The 16786-nt window shown below is 66.9% G+C and carries 9 protein-coding genes and 2 pseudogenes; 4 read left to right on the plus strand and 7 right to left on the minus strand.

The window, feature by feature from the left end:
* Positions 1 to 22 precede the first annotated feature (22 nt).
* Complete coding sequence (gene pstS, locus MMSP_RS22085; RefSeq protein ID WP_036427483.1) at positions 23 to 1135, minus strand: phosphate ABC transporter substrate-binding protein PstS; 1113 nt, start codon at positions 1133 to 1135, stop codon at positions 23 to 25.
* A gap of 260 nt (positions 1136 to 1395) precedes the next feature.
* Here pstS and MMSP_RS22090 point away from each other — a divergent pair, with 260 nt between their 5' ends.
* Positions 1396 to 1716, plus strand: a complete 321-nt coding sequence (locus tag MMSP_RS22090; protein ID WP_012393111.1) for a DUF732 domain-containing protein — start codon at positions 1396 to 1398, stop codon at positions 1714 to 1716.
* A gap of 21 nt (positions 1717 to 1737) precedes the next feature.
* Here MMSP_RS22090 and MMSP_RS22095 read toward each other — a convergent pair whose 3' ends face one another.
* From MMSP_RS22095 to phoU, 4 genes and pseudogenes are all read right to left on the minus strand, one after another.
* Positions 1738 to 4641 carry an arylsulfatase gene (locus MMSP_RS22095; protein ID WP_020788415.1) on the minus strand — a complete coding sequence of 968 codons (2904 nt, stop codon included), beginning with the start codon at positions 4639 to 4641 and terminating at the stop codon, positions 1738 to 1740.
* 21 nt (positions 4642 to 4662) lie between these two features.
* Positions 4663 to 5530, minus strand: a pseudogene (locus MMSP_RS22100) (pseudouridine synthase).
* A gap of 204 nt (positions 5531 to 5734) precedes the next feature.
* Positions 5735 to 6730: pseudogene (locus tag MMSP_RS22105) on the minus strand (magnesium transporter CorA family protein).
* A gap of 41 nt (positions 6731 to 6771) precedes the next feature.
* Positions 6772 to 7437 (minus strand): phosphate signaling complex protein PhoU, encoded by a 666-nt coding sequence (gene phoU, locus MMSP_RS22110; RefSeq protein ID WP_020788420.1) that lies wholly within the window; start codon positions 7435 to 7437, stop codon positions 6772 to 6774.
* A gap of 319 nt (positions 7438 to 7756) precedes the next feature.
* Here phoU and MMSP_RS22115 point away from each other — a divergent pair, with 319 nt between their 5' ends.
* A complete protein-coding gene (locus tag MMSP_RS22115; protein WP_020788421.1) occupies positions 7757 to 12220 on the plus strand; it encodes a cation-translocating P-type ATPase in 4464 nt (1487 codons plus the stop codon).
* A gap of 132 nt (positions 12221 to 12352) precedes the next feature.
* Entirely contained in the window at positions 12353 to 12991 is a 639-nt protein-coding gene (locus MMSP_RS22120; protein ID WP_020788422.1) for a DUF5994 family protein, read from the plus strand.
* Between the two features lie 7 nt (positions 12992 to 12998).
* Here MMSP_RS22120 and MMSP_RS22125 read toward each other — a convergent pair whose 3' ends face one another.
* Positions 12999 to 14543, minus strand: coding sequence for an FMN-binding glutamate synthase family protein (locus tag MMSP_RS22125; protein WP_020788423.1), 1545 nt, complete (start codon positions 14541 to 14543; stop codon positions 12999 to 13001).
* A 211-nt stretch (positions 14544 to 14754) separates the two neighbouring features.
* On the opposite strand from MMSP_RS22125, the gene MMSP_RS22130 reads away from it, so the two are divergent.
* The gene (locus MMSP_RS22130; RefSeq protein WP_020727309.1) at positions 14755 to 14937 is read left to right on the plus strand and encodes a hypothetical protein; all 183 of its coding nucleotides are present in this window, start codon (positions 14755 to 14757) and stop codon (positions 14935 to 14937) included.
* A 13-nt stretch (positions 14938 to 14950) separates the two neighbouring features.
* Here the strand turns inward: MMSP_RS22130 and MMSP_RS22135 are convergent, their stop codons facing one another.
* Positions 14951 to 16708, minus strand: a complete 1758-nt coding sequence (locus MMSP_RS22135) for a glycerol-3-phosphate dehydrogenase/oxidase (RefSeq protein ID WP_020788424.1) — start codon at positions 16706 to 16708, stop codon at positions 14951 to 14953.
* Between the last annotated feature and the right edge of the window lie 78 nt (positions 16709 to 16786).

The raw sequence follows: 16786 nt of genomic DNA on the forward strand, positions 1-16786 counted from the left end.
CTTGGAACATTGCGCGTCACCGTCAGGCGATGGCACTGACGGCGCGCGACAATCGCGACTTGAATTCGTCGGGAATCGGCACGTATCCGGTGCCCGCAAGGGCATTCTGGCCGGCACCGACCGAGCTCTGCAGAAACGCTTTGACAGCCATTGCGACCTGCGCATCGGGGTACTTCGAGCACACGATCTCATAGGTCGCCAGCACGATCGGGTAAGCGCCCGGTTGGTTTGGCCGGTAGAACGAGAGGGTATCGAAAGCCAGATCGTTGTCCTCCCCGACAAACCAGGCAGCCGAAATCGTCTTTCCCACCGACTCTTCGCTGATCGCTACCGGAGCGGGCCCGGCCGAGGTGATGATCTTGGCCATGTCGAGATGCTGCTCACGAGCGAACGACCATTCCACATAGCTGATCGCTCCTTCGGTGCTGCTGACGACGGCGGCGGCGCCGGCGTTGCCCTTGGCGCCCTCCCCCACGCCGCCGTTGAAATGCTTGCCGGCACGCTTGCCCCACCCACCGTTGGAAGCGCTATCGAGGTATCGCTGGAAGTTGTCCGTGGTGCCGGACCCGTCGCTGCGGAAGACGACGCGAATGGGTTCGGTGGGCAGGTCGGCGCCCGGATTGAGTGCTTCGATCGCGGGATCGTGCCAGTTGGTGATGCTGCCGTTGAAGATCCTGGCCGCGGTGGGGCCGTCCAGGTTCAGCGATGTCAGACCGTTGACCCGGTAGGCGATGGCAATCGGGCCGAACACCAGTGGCAGATTCCAGACGGGCGAGCCGCAGCGTTGCTCGGCCTGGGTGTGCTCGTCGCTGTTCAGCGGCGAATCCGAGCCCCCGAAATCGGTCTGGCCGCGGATGAATTCGCTAATCCCGGCGCTTGAGCCGTTGGCCGTGTAGTTCAACGACTGACCGGGGCAGGCTTGCTCGAAGGAACGGACAAACCGGATCATGGCGTTTTCCTGGGCGGTGGAACCACTGGCCGCCAGAGTCCGCTTGCCGCCGCAGGTCACTTGCGCCGAAGTGGTTCCCGGCGCCGCGCTTTTGCCGGCGACGTTGTTGTCACCCGAACATCCCGAAAGTATCGATGCGCCGAGGGCCAATACACTCACCGCGGCGCCAAATCGATTGAATCTCACTTCAATTCCTTGCAACGATGAAATGATCGCCGTCGGCATGGTCGCGGCCAGCCAGACGCATCGTAACAAGATCTCCGATGCAAAGATCGGCTCCGGCGAAGCCGCAACAGGGCCGCATTCGCAAATTCAGCCACAGTTTGCGACCGGTACACGCTCCCGAAAGACGGCCGACATCACCGCGCCCGGATGGCCAACTACAACCTGTTGCGGGTATGGCGGCCGAGGGCCGAAGGGCTCTTCTCGGCGGGGAGGTTCCAGCAATGAGGAGCAGCAGAACGCGTGCCCTGGTCTTGGTGGTCGCGCTGGTCGGGCTCACGGAGTTGGCCACCGCGACCGCGCACGCCGATGCGGTGGATGACGCCTTCTTGAACGCCGTGAGGTCCCACGGCATCAACTTCGCATCGCCACAAGCCGCGATCATGGCCGGTCACCAGGTGTGCAATGCGCTCGATTCCGGCAGGCAGAAGTCCGATGTCGCTGGTGACGTGGCGGCCAGCAGCAGCCTGGACGGCTACCGTGCCGGCTACTTCGTCGGCGTGAGCATTGCCGCGTACTGCCCCAGGCATCACTCCCAGGCCTAAGCGTCGGGCGAGCGTCTCGGGCTAGCCGGCAGCACCCTGACCCACGGCTTGGATCGAGGCATGCTCATGCAACGCCTTCTCCGCGTCAGGATGGACGGGTTTGAGGTCGAAGACGACCTCTTTTACCGTGCCGCTGAACATGTACAGCGCCTTGTCCTCGTAGTCCCGGTCGACGACCAGACCGTTGTCGCGACCGACATCCAGCCCGGCATAGGACGTGAAGGCCAGCGTCACGGTTTGCGGCAACTCGCCCTCGCCGATCAGACGGTCGTTGGCCCACAACGTCACCCGGCCACCGGAGCCGACCACGGGCGCTTCGGATTCGAACAACATCCGGACCGTGACATCGCCGGTGGGGACGGGTTCGGTGGACACCTGCCGGTAGGTCTCGATGCCGAGGAACGAATAGGTGTGGTGCAACCGCCGCTGTTCGTCTACCCATAACGCGAACCCACCCATGAAGTCGGCGTTGGCCACGATCACTCCTTCGGCACCGCCATCGGGGATGTGCAGCCGTGCTTCGATCGCGTAGGAGCGCCCGAAGACGCGCGGCACCATGCCACGCTGGATGTTCTGCACGCCGCCCTGGAAGGCGAACCGGGTGATGGTGGGCAGCGGCGGTAGCTCGCCGTACATCACCGCGAGCCCGCCCAGCAGCGGCAGCACCCGATTGCGTTCGGCTTCCTGCCACCACAGCTCACGTAGCTCGGCCAGTTTGTCCGGATGCTCGGCCGCCACATTTCTGGCCTGAGAGAAATCGTCGGGCAGGTAGTAGAGCTCCCAGACATCCTTCTCCGGGTCGTAGTTGCCGGGCGAAAAGCGCGCCATGGTCTGCGGAGACAGGTCCCACGGCGCCTTGTCCAGCCGGGCACACGCCCACCAGCCGTCCTGGTAGATGGAGCGGCTGCCGAAGTTTTCGAAGTACTGCACGGTATGACGTTCTTCGGCCTGCGCGTCATCGAAGGTGTGCACGAAGCTGGTGCCGTCCATCGGTTCCTGCTCGAAGCCATCGACACTGGTGGGCTCCGGTAAGCCGATGGCCTGCAACACAGTTGGCGCGATATCGATGCAGTGGGTGAACTGGCTTCGAATACCGCCTTCGCGCGGGATCCGGCTGGGCCAGCAGACCACCATCGGGCCCCGGGTGCCGCCGAGGTGGCTGGCCATCTGCTTGCCCCACTGGAACGGCGTGTTGTTGGCGTGCGCCCACGCGCTGGCGAAATGCGGTGCGGTGAACTCGTCGCCGAGCGCCTCGATGCCACCGTATTGTTCGATGAGCTCCAGCTGCCGCTCGGCATCGAGATCCAGGCCGTTGAGGAACGTCATCTCGTTGAACGATCCGGTGTTGGCGCCCTCCATGCTGGCGCCGTTGTCGCCCCAGATGTAGAAGACCAGCGTGTTGTCCGATTCACCGAGACCGTCGATCGCGTCGAGCAGCCTGCCCACGTTCCAGTCCGCGTTCTCGGAGAACCCGGCGAACACTTCCATCTGTCGGGCGAAGAGCTTCTGTTGCGCCTCCGACAAGCTGTCCCAGGCCGGGAACAGGTCGGGACGCTCGGTCAGTTCGGCGTCGGGCGGAATGATCCCGAGCTCCTTCTGGCGCTCGAATGTCTTTTGCCGATACACATCCCAGCCCTCGTCGAACTGGCCCTGGTATTTGTCGGCCCACTCTTTGAACACGTGGTGCGGTGCATGTGTGGCGCCGGTCGAGTAGTACAACAGCCACGGCTTGGTCGCGTTCTGCGCCCGTACGGTGTGCAGCCACTCGATGGCCTTGTCGGTGAGGTCGTCGGGGAAGAAATAGGGCTTCCCGTCGTCCCCCTGCGGTATGCCCAGCACGGAGTTGTCCTGGGTGATGATCGGGTCATACTGGCCGGCCGCACCCGACGGGAATCCCCAGAAATGGTCAAACCCCCAACCCAGCGGCCAGTTGTCGAATGGACCCGCCGCTCCCTGAACGTTGTCCGGGGTCAGATGCCATTTACCGAAAGCGCCGGTCACATAACCGTTGTCGCGCAGGATACGCGGTAGCGCTGCGCAGCTGCGCGGCTTGACCGTCGAATAGCCGGGGTAGGGGCCGGGCAACTCGCACACCGATCCAAAGCCGACCCGGTGATGGTTGCGGCCGGTCAGTAGCGCGGCACGAGTCGGCGAGCAGATCGCGGTGAGATGAAAGCGGTTGTAGGCCAGACCATTGTTCGCCACCCGCGACAGCGTCGGAGTTCTGATGCCGCCTCCGAAGGTATCCGGTCCCCCGAATCCGGCGTCGTCGATGAGCACGATGAGCACGTTGGGTGCATCGTCGGGGGCGTTGGCGCCCGCGACGATCGTCCAGTCGCCGACCGACTCCGCCATGGTGCGGCCGATGGTGCCACCGAAGCTGCGCTGCGGGATCGGCAGTTTGGTGCGGTCCGGATTGAACTTGCCCATCGCTTCCTGCAGCGCCGCACCCAGGCTCCGCATCGTCGACCGGCTCAATTCGGCAACCGATTTCATCGGCGAGCCCGACAACGTCTGCTCCACCGGCAACCGGCCCTGCGCCGGCGTCACGGCGATGACCACCGCGCTGCCCGCCGACAACGCCTGCCCGATCTTGTCGGCCAGGCCGCTCTTGACCCGGTGCTGGATGAAGGTGCCCGCCAGCGCGCCGGCCGCCGCACCCACCGCCGTCGACGCCAGCAGCGCCGGCGAGAAGACGCCGACCGCCAGCCCCGCGCCGGCCCCCCAGGCGGCACCACGGCGGCCGAGACGGTTGCCGGTATCGATCAGGACGGGATTGCCCTCATTGTCCTTGCCGACCAGCACCGCGCCTTGCAGCGGCAGAGTCTTGGCGTTGGCCCGACCGGTCAGATTCTCGAAATCGTGTTGAGCCGCATCCAGATCCTGGTACCCGGCGACGATGACCAGTGTGTTTTCTTCACTCATGAGGCACTCCCGGTGGTTGGCTCATATTTCTCGGGGACTGACGAACTCGCGGCGCGAGCCGGACAGCGGATCCTCGAACTCGATGCGCTGAGCCAGCAGGCTCAGCGGCGAGCTGAAGTCGCTAAGGTCATGTGGCGACTCGGGTATCACGTTGGGGTACAGGGGATCCCCGAAGATCGGCAGGCCAAGCGAGGCCATGTGCACCCGCAGCTGGTGGGTGCGCCCGGTCCGCGGGGTCAACCGGTACAGGCCCTCGGGTGAGATCAGCTCCACCAGCGTTTCCGCATTGGGCTCACCGGGCTCGCAGACCGCCTGCAAGTGGCCCCGCCGCTTGACGATGCGGCTGCGGATAACCCGCGGGAATGCCAGGTCAGCATCGACCGCGGCCCGGGCCAGGTAGGTCTTTGCGTACCGCACCCCGGGCAAACAGCGTCTGATATCGCCCGCGCAACTCGCGCCGGGTGGTGAACAGCAACACCCCGGCCGTCAGCCGATCGAGCCGGTGCGCCGGGCTCAGCTCGGGCAACCCGAGCTCGCAGCGCAACCGCACCAGCGCGGTTTGCGCGACGTGGCGACCCCGCGGCATGGTCGCCAGAAAGTGCGGCTTGTCGGCGACCACGATGTCCTCGTCCTGGTGGAGCACCGGCATCTCGAAGGGCACCGGCACTTCTTCGGGAAGATCACGGTAGAGGTACACATGCGATCCGGGCTCCGCCACCGTCGCGGTATCGACGATGGCGCCTGCCGCGTCGACCACCTCGCCGGCCAGCACCTTTGCGCGGGCGGCCGCGCCGAACCGTTCGCTCAGCTCGGCCAGCACCGGCCCACCGTGCAGTCGTACCCGCGCCGGCCCCAAAGCGTCGCGGACGCGCAGCGGTGCGGGCTTCACAGCGGTCCTCCTAGCCGGGTGGCGATGTCGCCGGTGGGAGACTACCGACCCAGCCGAGCATAGGGGCCCTAACGGCAAAGTTTGCGCCGTCGCGTCCGGGGTTGGCGCTGCGGACTCCTTGGGTTCATTCACCCAAATGCCGGACGGACTGGTGCTGGGCGCGCCCTTGAACGCAAAACACCATGTCCCGCATGTGATTCGGGATCAGAGCCAGTCGCGACGGCGGAACATCACGTAGAGCAACGCCATCAGGACCACGATCACGCTGGTACTGGCGAGGAAACCCGCTAGCGTTCCGAAGCCCGGGTAGGGAACGTTCTGGCCGTAGAAGCCCGTGATCGCGGTTGGCACCGCGATGATGGCCGCCCATCCGGTCAGCTTCTTCATGACGGCGTTGAGCCGGGCGTCCTGCAGCGAGAGGTTGGTTTCGAAAATGGTTGAGATCATGTCGCGTAACGACTCTGTCCACTCCGAAACCCGAAGCACGTGGTCATACAGATCGGCGTAGAGCGGGTCGAGTTCCCGGGCGGCCTCAACGTGCAGGCGGTGATGCTGCAGGGAGTTGACCACTTCGCGCATCGGTAGCGCGATGCGCCGCAGGTTGACCAGGTCTCTGCGGATCTGAAAGGTTCGGCGCTGAAAGCTCCCCCGTGGCGAGTTGTTTTCGAACAATTCATCTTCGATCGCCTCGATGCAGTCATCGAGGGCTTCCACCGCCGCGAAGTGACTGTCGACCACCACGTCAAGCAAACCGTGCACCAATGCACCCACGCCGTACTGTTGCCCGCCGATCTCATCCCAGCGCCGGGTGACTTGGGTGATGTCGAAATCCGGCGTCAGCCGCACGGTGATCAACCCCTCGAGCACGAACGCCGAAATCCGGCGCATCGACAACATCGGCGCAGTGTCTTCGCCCAGGCCGCCGACCACACCGGCGTCTTAGACGGTGAAGAAGGTGTGGGTCACATAGGCGGTCGACTTGACCCGCTCCGCCGCCGCCACCGCGTCTTCGACGGCCCAGTGGTTCAGGCGGAGTTTTTCGGCCAGGTCGCTCAACGTGCCATGGTCCGGATTGCACAAATCGGCCCAGACCAGGGTGTTCTCCTCGCTGAGGTACTCAGCGATCTTGTCGAAATCGAACTCATCCTGGAGCTGCCCAGACCGCCACACGCGGCCCCGGACACTCGGCGCTACCTGCACGAGGTCATCTTGTCAGCCCAGAGCAGATGCGGCGCGCCGACCTAATACGTGGATATCTCGTCCTCGGAAGGCAGTACCCCGGTAACCATGAAGATGACGCGGCGCCCGACCTCCACCGCATGGTCGGCGAAGCGTTCGTAGAAACGGGCCAGCAGTGCGGTTTCCACACCCGTGGCGACCCCGTATTTCCATTCCTGGTCAATCAGCACACCAAGCAGGCGCCGATGCAGATCGTCCATCGCATCATCTTGGTCGTGCAGCAACGCGGCCTTCTTCGGGTCACGGGTCAGCAGCACCTGTTTTGCGCTGTCCCCCAACGCGATTGCCACCTTGGCCATCTCGGCGAAGCAGCCGCGGACTCCCTCGGGAAGCACCTGCTTGGGATACTCCACCTGGGCGATCTTGGCGATGTGTACCGCCAGCGCACCCATCCGCTCGGTATCGGCGATGATCTGCGCGGCGCTGAAGACCGACCGCAACTCGCTGGCCACCGGCTGCTGCAACGCCAGCAACGCCAACGCGTCTTTTTCGATTTTCGCGCGCATCGCCACGATCTGCTCGTGGTCGGCGATCACCTGGTCGGCGGCCACCGCATCGGCCTCCAACAGGGCTTGGGTCGCACGCTTCATCGCCAACCCGGCCATGCCACACATCCCTCCTAGTCGCGCGGCCAGATCGGCGAGCTGCTCGTGGTAGGCGGTCCGCATGGGTAGAACCTCTCTAGGCGTGAATTTCCGGGTAGTGCCACCGCGGAGTCGACAGGGCCATCATGGACCAGGCGGCGCCCGCAGACATGAGATTGCGAGCCAAATTTTTCAACCCGCGCGGTCACCGTCGCGCGACTTGCGCTAGTGACGAAAGACCCGCGGATCCGGGCCTGAATGGCTCCTGCGCATGTCGTCGCGCCCGACTAGTGTTCCCAGTGAGAGCAGCGGCGCTAACGCATTCGAGTGTGGTGCGACCGGGGAGGCTGCCAGACCGCTCGGAAGTTCTTGACAGACCAATCGGGAATCGGTGCTAGGTAACGTGAACAACTCGATCACGCGGTATCTGCCCGGTTTCGGCCTGGTGACGGCGCCGCTGCGGGCGGGAGCCCTGCTGGCGGCCACCGCCGGCAGCACGGCTCTGCTGGGCGGCAACGTTGCGGCCAGCATCGGAAAGTCCTTGGTCCGCGCCACCCCCGATGTGCCGGCCTTGGCCCGGGCGGCGGCGGCCGTGGCGGTCGAGGCGATGGGCGGCCCACCGGCACGGCGCTGCAGCACCAATGGTCGGCGGCGCTGGATCGAGGTGCGCGGCTTGAGCGGCGACGACGCCGCGGCCATCGCCGGCGACGTACTGGCGGCCGTGCGCCAGACACCGGGCGTGCACACCGCATTCCTCAATCGCACCCTGGCACGGCTGGTGGTCACGTTGGATGCCGAGGCCGAGGGGCCCTCGACGGCGCAACTGTGCCGGATCGTCGCCGCTGCCGAGGGGCGCCATCGGACCCGGACAACCGGGCAGCAGCCGACCGGCCTGCCGGGCGACGACGTGGTGCTGATGGGCCGCATGATCGCGACCGGGGCCGCCACCATGGGCCTTGGCCTTTCGCTGACCGGCAGCCTGCTGCGGCTGCCCCGATTGCCCGACTTGGTCGCGGTACCCCCGACGCTGATAGACCACCTTCCCCGGCTACGGCGTGAACTGGAAAAGCGGCTCGGGCCGGAGGGCACCGACGTCCTGTTCGGCGTCGTCAATGCCACCACGGCCGCATTGACGCTGTCGCCGACGGCCGCCGCCGCCGAAGCCGCCACCCGGGCGATGCTCGCCGCCGAGGCGTGGAACGGCCGGTCCACCTGGTTTCGGCACGAGCCGCACCTGGGCAGCTACGCCACCCCGGACGCTACCGCGGCAACACCAAAGCGCATCTCGAGTCCGCCCGATGGACCCGCGGAACGCTACGCCAACCGGATCGGTTTGACCGGTCTCGGCGCCGCCGCCGTGGTCGGGCTGTTGTCACGTAACCCGGACGCGGCCGGCGCCGCCGCCCTGGCCGCGGTCCCAAAGCCGTTGCGCACCGTGCGCGAAGCGTTCGGCTGCGCATTGAGCAACGGCCTGACCTCCCAGCACGACGCGCTGGTGCTGCGCCCCCGCGCCCTGCGGGCACTCGACCGGGTCGACGCGATCATGATCGATCCGCGCGCCCTCTACACCGACGAGTTGACGGTCAGCCGCGTCTTGGGAGTACAGAATTCGGCGCGCGGCAAGGCCTGGGAGGCGGTCGCGGCCGCCCTCGACGACCAACGGCTGGCCCCCGGATGGCACCACCTGGCTGACATCCCGGGAGCCGGGCGGACCGGCCGGGCCCTGATCAGCCCCGTTCGCGACCCATACGCGGCCGCGGTGATCACCGAAGCACGCCGCGCGCGCCCTCGGGTCTTTTCCCTGGAGGATGACGGATTACGTTCTCTGGCGCAAGGATTCGACCATCTTTATCCCTCGGCCGAGTCGATCGACGATGCGATGGCGGCCGCGCTTGCCGAGCTGAAAGCCGGTGGGGCCACGGTGGCGCTGTTGACCACCTCGGCGCTGCAGGCCGAGCACCGGTCCGACGTCACCATCGGGGTGCTCCGGGCGCGCCATCCGCCGCCGTGGGGCGCCGATGTCCTGGTTTCGGACCTGACCGGCGCCTGGCGGGTGCTGCACGCGCTGCCGGCGGCGCGCACCGCCACCGACAGCGCCATCCGCCTGTCGGCGTCGGCTTCGGCGATCGGCGCGCTGATGCTGATTCCCAGTGTGCCGGGGCGCGGTTCGGCGTCGGTCAATGTCGGCATGGCGGTCAGCCTGTATCTGGGATTCCGCTCGGGCACCAAGGTTTTTCACGATACGGTGCCGGAGCCCGAAGCCGGCCACGACTGGCACAGCCTGCCCATCGCGGAGGTGCGGCGGCTGCTGCCGCGTCCGGCCGAAGAAGACCGTCGTGACGCGGAGAACCGATGGGAGAAGTTGCCGCCGATTCGGATGGTGCACCGCGGCACCGCAGCATCGTTGCGCCTGGTTCGTGATTTCGCCGCCGAGATGCGCGACGATCTGTCCGATCCGATCACCCCGATGCTGGCCACCGGCGCCGCCGCCAGCGCATTGCTGGGTTCTCCGCTGGATGCCTTCCTGGTCAGCAGTGTGCTGTTGCTCAATGCCGCGCTGTCGGCCGAGCAGCAACTGCACGCCGAGCGCATCCTGAATCGCTTACTGGCAGTGCAGGATCCACCCGCGCGGCGACGACTTGGCCCGCTCGACGACCAGCGCCGCGAGAAGGTTCCGGCCAAGCGGCTGCGTCCGGGCGACATCATCGAAGTCCACGCCGACGAGGTGGTGCCCGCCGACGCCCGGCTGTTGCACGCATCCAGTGTCGAGGTCGATGAGTCGACGTTGACCGGCGAGTCGCTGCCGGTCTCCAAGCAGACCGAGCCCACCCCGGGCGCCCCGCTGGCCGAGCGGGCCTGCATGCTCTATGCCGGCACCACGATGGTGGCGGGCACGGCGGTGGCCGTGGTCACCGCAGTCGGTTCGCGTTCGGAGATGCGCCGGGCGCTGGCGATGGCCCCGCGCAAGTCCCGGGAAATCGGCCTGCAGCGGCAGTTGAGCCGAATCACCCGGCGCGCGTTGCCGTTCAGCGTCGCCAGCGGGGGCCTGGTCGGGCTGCTCAGCATGTCGCGCGGCACTCCGCTGCGAGAGGCGGTGGCCAGTGCGGTCACCCTGGTCGTCGCGGCAGTGCCGGAAGGCTTGACGCTGGTGGTGACGCTGGCCCAGCTCGCTGCGGCGCGCCGGCTCACCGGCGAATCCGTGCTGATCCGCAATGCCCACTCGATCGAAGCGCTCGCCCGGTTGAACGTGGTGTGCTTCGACAAAACCGGAACGCTGAGCGAGAACCGGCTGAAGGTCAAAACGGTGCGCCCGGCGCCGGGTTTCACCCCGGGGCAGGTGTTGGATGCCGCGCTGAGCACCACCTACTCCAGACACACCCACCGGGTTGAGCATGCCACCGACGACGCGATATTCCAGGCCGCCGACGACCCCGCGGTTCGCGGCGACGGTTCCCAGCCGCAACCGCGGCTCTCCCGTGACGCGTTCCTGCCGTTCCAGTCGGGCCGCCCGTTTGCCGCCGCCCTGGCCGGGACCCGACTGACCATCAAGGGCTCACCGGAGGTGCTCTCGGCGGCGCTGCGGCGGGCCCCCGAGGCCGCCGCGGACCCCTTCACCAAGCAGATCGACGAGATGGCCACCGGTGGCCTGCGGGTGCTGGCGGTGGCCGAGCGTCAGCTGCGCCCCGAGCAAGCCACCGCGGCCGCCGCCGATCCCGATCTGCTGGAATCCCTGTGCCAGTCCGAACTCACGCCGGTCGGTCTGCTGGGCCTGGCCGACACTCCCCGGCCGACGGCCCAGTCCGTGCTCAATGGGCTCGCCGACCGCGATATCGGGGTCCGCCTGATCACCGGCGACCACCCCGCCACCGCCACCGCAACCGCCCAGGAGCTCGGACTGGACGTCACCCACTCCGAGGTGATCACCGGCGCCGAATGGGAAGCGCTGTCGGCCGACCAGCGGGCCACGGTGGTCGCATCACGGCTGGTCTTTGCCCGGATGTCGCCCGAACACAAGGTGGAGGTGGTGCAGGCTCTCGAGCGCGCCGGGCTGGTTACCGCGATGGTCGGCGACGGGGTCAACGACGCCGCCGCGATCCGAGCGGCCAGCGTGGGTATCGGGATGGCCGCCCGCGGCAGCGATGCGGCCCGGACGGCGGCCGATGTGGTGCTGTTGGACGGACGGATCGACGCGCTGCTGGAGGCTCTCGACGAAGGCCAACAGCTGTGGCGTCGCGTGCATTCGGCGGTCTCGGTGCTGTTGGGCGGCAACCTCGGCGAGGTGTCGTTCGCGCTAATCACCACGCTGCTGACCGGCCGCTCGGTGTTCAATGCGCGGCAGATGCTGCTGGTCAACATGCTTACCGATGCGCTGCCGGCGGCGGCGTTGGCCGTCAGTCCCCAAACCAGCAACGTCGAGGTGGAACGCGACGAGGCGGCCATGTGGCGAGCGATCGGGATACGCGGCGCCTCCACCACGACCGGCGCCATGCTGGCGTGGCTGATGGCCAGCGCGACCGGCACCCGGCGCCGGGCGGCGACGGTCGCGCTGATCGGTTTGGTCGGCACGCAACTCACGCAGACCGTGGCCGACTCGCACGGCCCGCTGGTGGTGCTGACCACGGTCGGGTCCTTCGGGGTGCTCGCGGTGGTGGTGACCACCCCGGGCCTCAGTCACCTGTTCGGTTGCACCCCGGTGGGCCCGTTGGCCTGGGGGCAGGCGCTGCTGGCCGCCGCGGTGGCGGGTTCGGCGTCGGTCATCGCACCCGAACTGCTCATGCGGGTGTCGCGGCAAGCTCAGCGCCTAATCAGCGTCACCGCCGATGGGCAGGCAACGGTGCAGGAACGCGAAGCCGGGGCGCCCACGTAACCAAATGTTCGTTCAGCCGCTACCCCGACGTCGAGCTTTCGAGTCGCGGGGCGTTCCCTACGCCCGTAGTTTTTGATTCGGGGTCCGACGGGTTGGCTGACAACCCGCACAGTCAACCGACGGGTGGTTGGGATGGAGCGCGAAACTCTCTTGCAGCTGAGATCATTTCGGCCTGCTTTGGAACATGTCGATGGCGCGTGGTGGCCGCGGTCGAGGCAGTTGGTGGACGAGCTGCCGGGCCTGGTTGCCTCGATTACCGAACGCCTGGGACCGATCGTGATGGTCAGCTACCACCGCAATGGGTGGGAACAGACCCCGACGGTGGCCGAGATCGCCGGTCACACTGTCGAATTGCTGGGCTTCAGCAGCGACGACCCGGCCAGTCTCATCCTGATCGGCCAAGACGGTCACCATCTGACGCTGCGGGTGATCTCACCGGATGCCAGCGACCAGAGTGCGCAGTGGACCCTCGATGAGGTGCGGGTCGATACCGGCGCCGGCAGCCCGCCCGCGGGCCGCTCCCTGGTGGAGCGCAACGTCGCCGACGTCGCCGACAAGCTGGCCCGCCACGAGGGGCTCGACGACGATCAGCGGACCGCCCAGATCAAGCGGTGGTGTGAAGAGGCCGCAGCACAGTTCGTCGATGCGCCGGTGCAAACGTTCGTTCCGATCCTGGTCGAGCACATCGTGCGCAATCGCATGATCGAATCCCGTGGTGCGACGCGCTCGCCGCTGCTGGAACGCTCACCCGAGCCGGCGAACAGCCGCTGAACCGTCCCTATCGGGGCGGGCTCGCCTTGGTCATGAGAGCCGTGATCGCCGCCACGTCAGCGGGGCTGGGTATGCCCCAACCGGGCTGGTAGCCGAACAAGTCGTCGACCTGCACCGTCTGCAGATCCACGTCGAGAAGCTCGATCGCCTGCAACGGGACGAGGGCGGGGTGCACGTAGCCGCAGTCCCGGGCCAAAGACAGCAACTCGAAGCGCAGCGTGGCCAGATAGTTGGCACAGCGCACCGCTTTGAGGGCCGGGTCCAGACCGTGCTGCAACCACGCCGACTGGGTGGCCACGCCGGACGGGCATCGGCCGGTGTGGCAGCGCTGAGCCTGGATGCAACCGATGGCGAACATGGCGGTCCGTCCGACGTTGATCATGTCGGCGCCCATCGCCAGGGCCAGCAGCGCGTTCTCGGGGATACCGAGCTTGGCGGAGCCGATGAACACCACGTCGTGGTGCAGGTCCTCTTCGGCGAAGGCGCGAAACACCCTGGGGAAGGCCCATTTGAAGGGCAGGGCGACATGGTCGCTGAAGACCAGCGGGGCCGCGCCGGTGCCGCCCTCTCCGCCGTCGACGGTCACGAAATCGACACCGCGACCGGTGCGTGCCATCCGCGCGGCAAGCTGGGGCCAAAACAACCCTTCGCCGACGGCGGACTTGATGCCGACGGGAAGACCCGTCGCATCGGCGATGGTCTCCACCAGCTCGAGCATCCCGTCGATGTCAGCGAACGCGGAGTGTCCGGCGGGGCTCTTGCAGTCCACTCCGACCGGAATCCCCCTGATGGCAGCGATATCCGCGGTGACTTTGGCGCCGGGCAGCATGCCGCCCAGCCCCGGCTTGGCGCCTTGCCTCAGCTTGATTTCGATCGCGCGTATCGAGGGCGTGGCGGCCACCCGATCGATCAGCCGCGACAGGCTGAACGTCCCGTCGTCGTTGCGGCAGCCGAAGTATCCGGTGCCGATCTGCCATACCAGGTCGCCACCGTTGAGGTGATAGGGCGACACCGCGCCCTCACCGGTGGTGTGCAGGGCGCCCGCGATCCCCGCGCCCTGATTCAGCGCGCTGATGGCCGCGCCACCGAGCGCGCCATAGCTCATCCCGGAAATGTTGACCAAAGACGAGGGCCGGAAGGCTTTGGCACGCCCGCGGGCGCCACCAAGCACCTTTGCCGCCGGCAGCGCGACGGCGGGATCCGGATGAGCGGGCTCGCCGTCCGGGGCCGATACCGGAAATGCCGCGTGCTTGATGATGGGGTAGTTGTGGGCCCGCGCCAGGTCGTTGTCGGTGCCGAATCCGAAGTATCGGTTGGTCAATTTCGATGACGTGTACACCCAGCGCCGCTGGTCACGGCTGAAGGGCCGCTCTTCGTTGTTGTCGGTGACGATGTATTGGCGCAACTCCGGTCCAAAGGCTTCGAGCAGAAAGCGCAGATGGCCGATGATCGGGAAGTTGCGCAGGATGGCGTGCCGGCGCTGCCAGAGATCCCAGCCCGCTACCCCGGCCATACCGCCGCCGAGCACCGCCGCCACCGATCGCGGCTTCATGCCGAACCCGGGTTCGTCGTCATCACCATGTTTGCCCCTTGCTGATCCCCAGGAGAAATTTGTTCACGTGGATTTGACGCGCAAATGTCGGATTTGACGTCACCGATGAATAACGTGATCTACCAGCGGCCGGGTGACGGTTCGACGGCGAACCGGGGCCGCTGGCCTTAAATCCCGGGCCGCAGGTGTCCTCTTCCCACGAAGGAGGCCAATGGTGTCGTTGCCCGATCACATCAACATGCGGCCCGACGGTGTGCGAGCCGCGGCCGTTCTGACAGCGCGATCTCGCGAGGCGGTGCGCTCGGCGTTGGCGGCGGTCGCCAGCAAGCTGACCCCGGCCGCCAGCGATGAGGACGACCCGATGCTCATGGCTCGCGGCGCCGAGCGGTGTTGAGGTCCAGCTAGTTTCAATTCAGCGGCACCGGCTCGAGGATCTCGGCACGCGCCTCGGGTGCGCTGGCCCGCAACATGTCCGCCGATACGTCGTCGGGCTGGGCCTGCGACAAGACCTCCGCTTCCACCCGCGCCTTGTAGTTCGCGACTTCTCGCTCGATGTCCTCGACGGTCCACCCGAGCACCGGTGCGACCACGTCGGCCACCTCACGGGCGCAATCGACACCTCGGTGCGGGTACTCGATGGAGACTCGCATGCGGCGGGCCAGGATGTCTTCCAGATGCAGCGCGCCCTCGGCGGTGACGGCGTAGAGGGCCTCCACCTTGAGGTAGCCAGGAGCCTCCTTGATGGGCGTCAGCAGGTCCGGATCGTCGGCCGCCAGTTCCAGCACCTCGTTGATCAGCGATCCGTAGCGGTCCAATAGGTGACGCACTCGGTAGGGGTGCAGGCCGACCATCTCGCCGACGTGTTCCACCTGGTTGACCAGCGCAAAGTAGCCGTCGGCGCCCAGCAGGCTGACCTTCTCGGTGATCGACGGCGCCACCCGGGCCGGAACGAACTGCACGGCGGCGTCGATCGCGTCGGCCGCCATCACCCGGTAGGTGGTGTACTTGCCGCCGGCGATGGCCACCAGCCCTGCCGCCGGTACCGCCACAGCGTGCTCGCGCGACAGCTTGGACGTGTCGTCGCTCTCCCCGGCCAGCAGCGGCCGCAGACCGGCGTACACGCCGTCGATGTCGGCATGCGTCAGGGGCGTGGCCAGCACCGCATTGACCGTTCCCAGGATGTAGTCGATGTCGGCCTTGGTGGCCGCGGGGTGGGCCAGGTCCAGGTTCCAGTCGGTGTCGGTAGTCCCGATGATCCAGTGGCTTCCCCACGGAATGATGAACATGACCGACTTCTCGGTGCGCAGGATCATCGCGACGTCGCTGACGATGCGGTCCCGGGGCACCACCACGTGCACACCCTTGGACGCTCGAACCTGGAATCGCCCGCGTTGCTTGGACAGCGCCTGAATCTCGTCGGTCCAGACCCCGGTGGCATTGACCACCACGTGCCCGCGGACCTCGGTGATCGAGCCGTCCTCGGAATCGCGCACCCGCACCCCGACCACCCGGTCGCCCTCGCGCAGCAGCGCTACCACCTGGGTGGAACAACGGACGACCGCCCCGTAGTGCGACGCGGTACGAGCGACCGTCATGGTGTGCCTGGCATCGTCGACGACGGTGTCGTAGTAGCGGATACCGCCGATCAGGGAGCCGCGTTTGAGGCCCGGGCTCAGCCGCAACGCGCCGGCACGGGTCAAATGCTTCTGCGCGGGAACCGATTTCGCGCCGCCGAGGCGGTCGTAGAGGAAGATCCCGGCGGCAATGTAGGGACGTTCCCAGCCACGCTTGGTGAGCGGGAACAGAAACGGCAGGGGCTTGACCAGATGCGGCGCCAACGTGGTCAGCGACAGCTCCCGCTCGAAAAGGGCTTCGCGCACCAGGCCGAATTCCAGTTGTTCGAGGTAACGCAGTCCACCGTGGAACATCTTCGACGAACGGCTCGACGTGCCAGAGGCCAGATCGCGGGCTTCGATCAGGGCCACCTTCAGCCCGCGGGTGGCGGCGTCCAGCGCACACCCGGAGCCCACTACCCCGCCGCCGATAACCACCACATCGAACTGCTCGGCACCGAGCCGCTCCCAGGCCAACGCGCGCTGCTCGGGCCCCAGCGAACCGGCGGGCCCGGTCTGGTCACGCTGCGATGCGCCGGTCGGATTGCTCACGACAATGAACTCCTGTCGGTTGCTTGTCAGTAGGCGTTAGGTGCACCACAAGGCTAATTGGTGGGGCGTGGCAGTAGT

The organism is Mycobacterium sp. 012931 (genome assembly GCF_000419295.1).
Classification (GTDB): domain Bacteria; phylum Actinomycetota; class Actinomycetes; order Mycobacteriales; family Mycobacteriaceae; genus Mycobacterium; species Mycobacterium marinum.

What these genes read in the sequence shown, in the direction of transcription:
- MMSP_RS22095 (WP_020788415.1), bottom strand. Translation starts at nt 4,641, where the DNA reads ATGAGTGAAGAAAACACACTGGTCATCGTCGCCGGGTACCAGGATCTG.
- phoU (WP_020788420.1), bottom strand. Translation starts at nt 7,437, where the DNA reads ATGCGGACCGCCTACCACGAGCAGCTCGCCGATCTGGCCGCGCGACTA.
- MMSP_RS22130 (WP_020727309.1), top strand. Translation starts at nt 14,755, where the DNA reads ATGGTGTCGTTGCCCGATCACATCAACATGCGGCCCGACGGTGTGCGA.
- MMSP_RS22125 (WP_020788423.1), bottom strand. Translation starts at nt 14,543, where the DNA reads ATGAAGCCGCGATCGGTGGCGGCGGTGCTCGGCGGCGGTATGGCCGGG.
- MMSP_RS22120 (WP_020788422.1), top strand. Translation starts at nt 12,353, where the DNA reads ATGGAGCGCGAAACTCTCTTGCAGCTGAGATCATTTCGGCCTGCTTTG.
- MMSP_RS22090 (WP_012393111.1), top strand. Translation starts at nt 1,396, where the DNA reads ATGAGGAGCAGCAGAACGCGTGCCCTGGTCTTGGTGGTCGCGCTGGTC.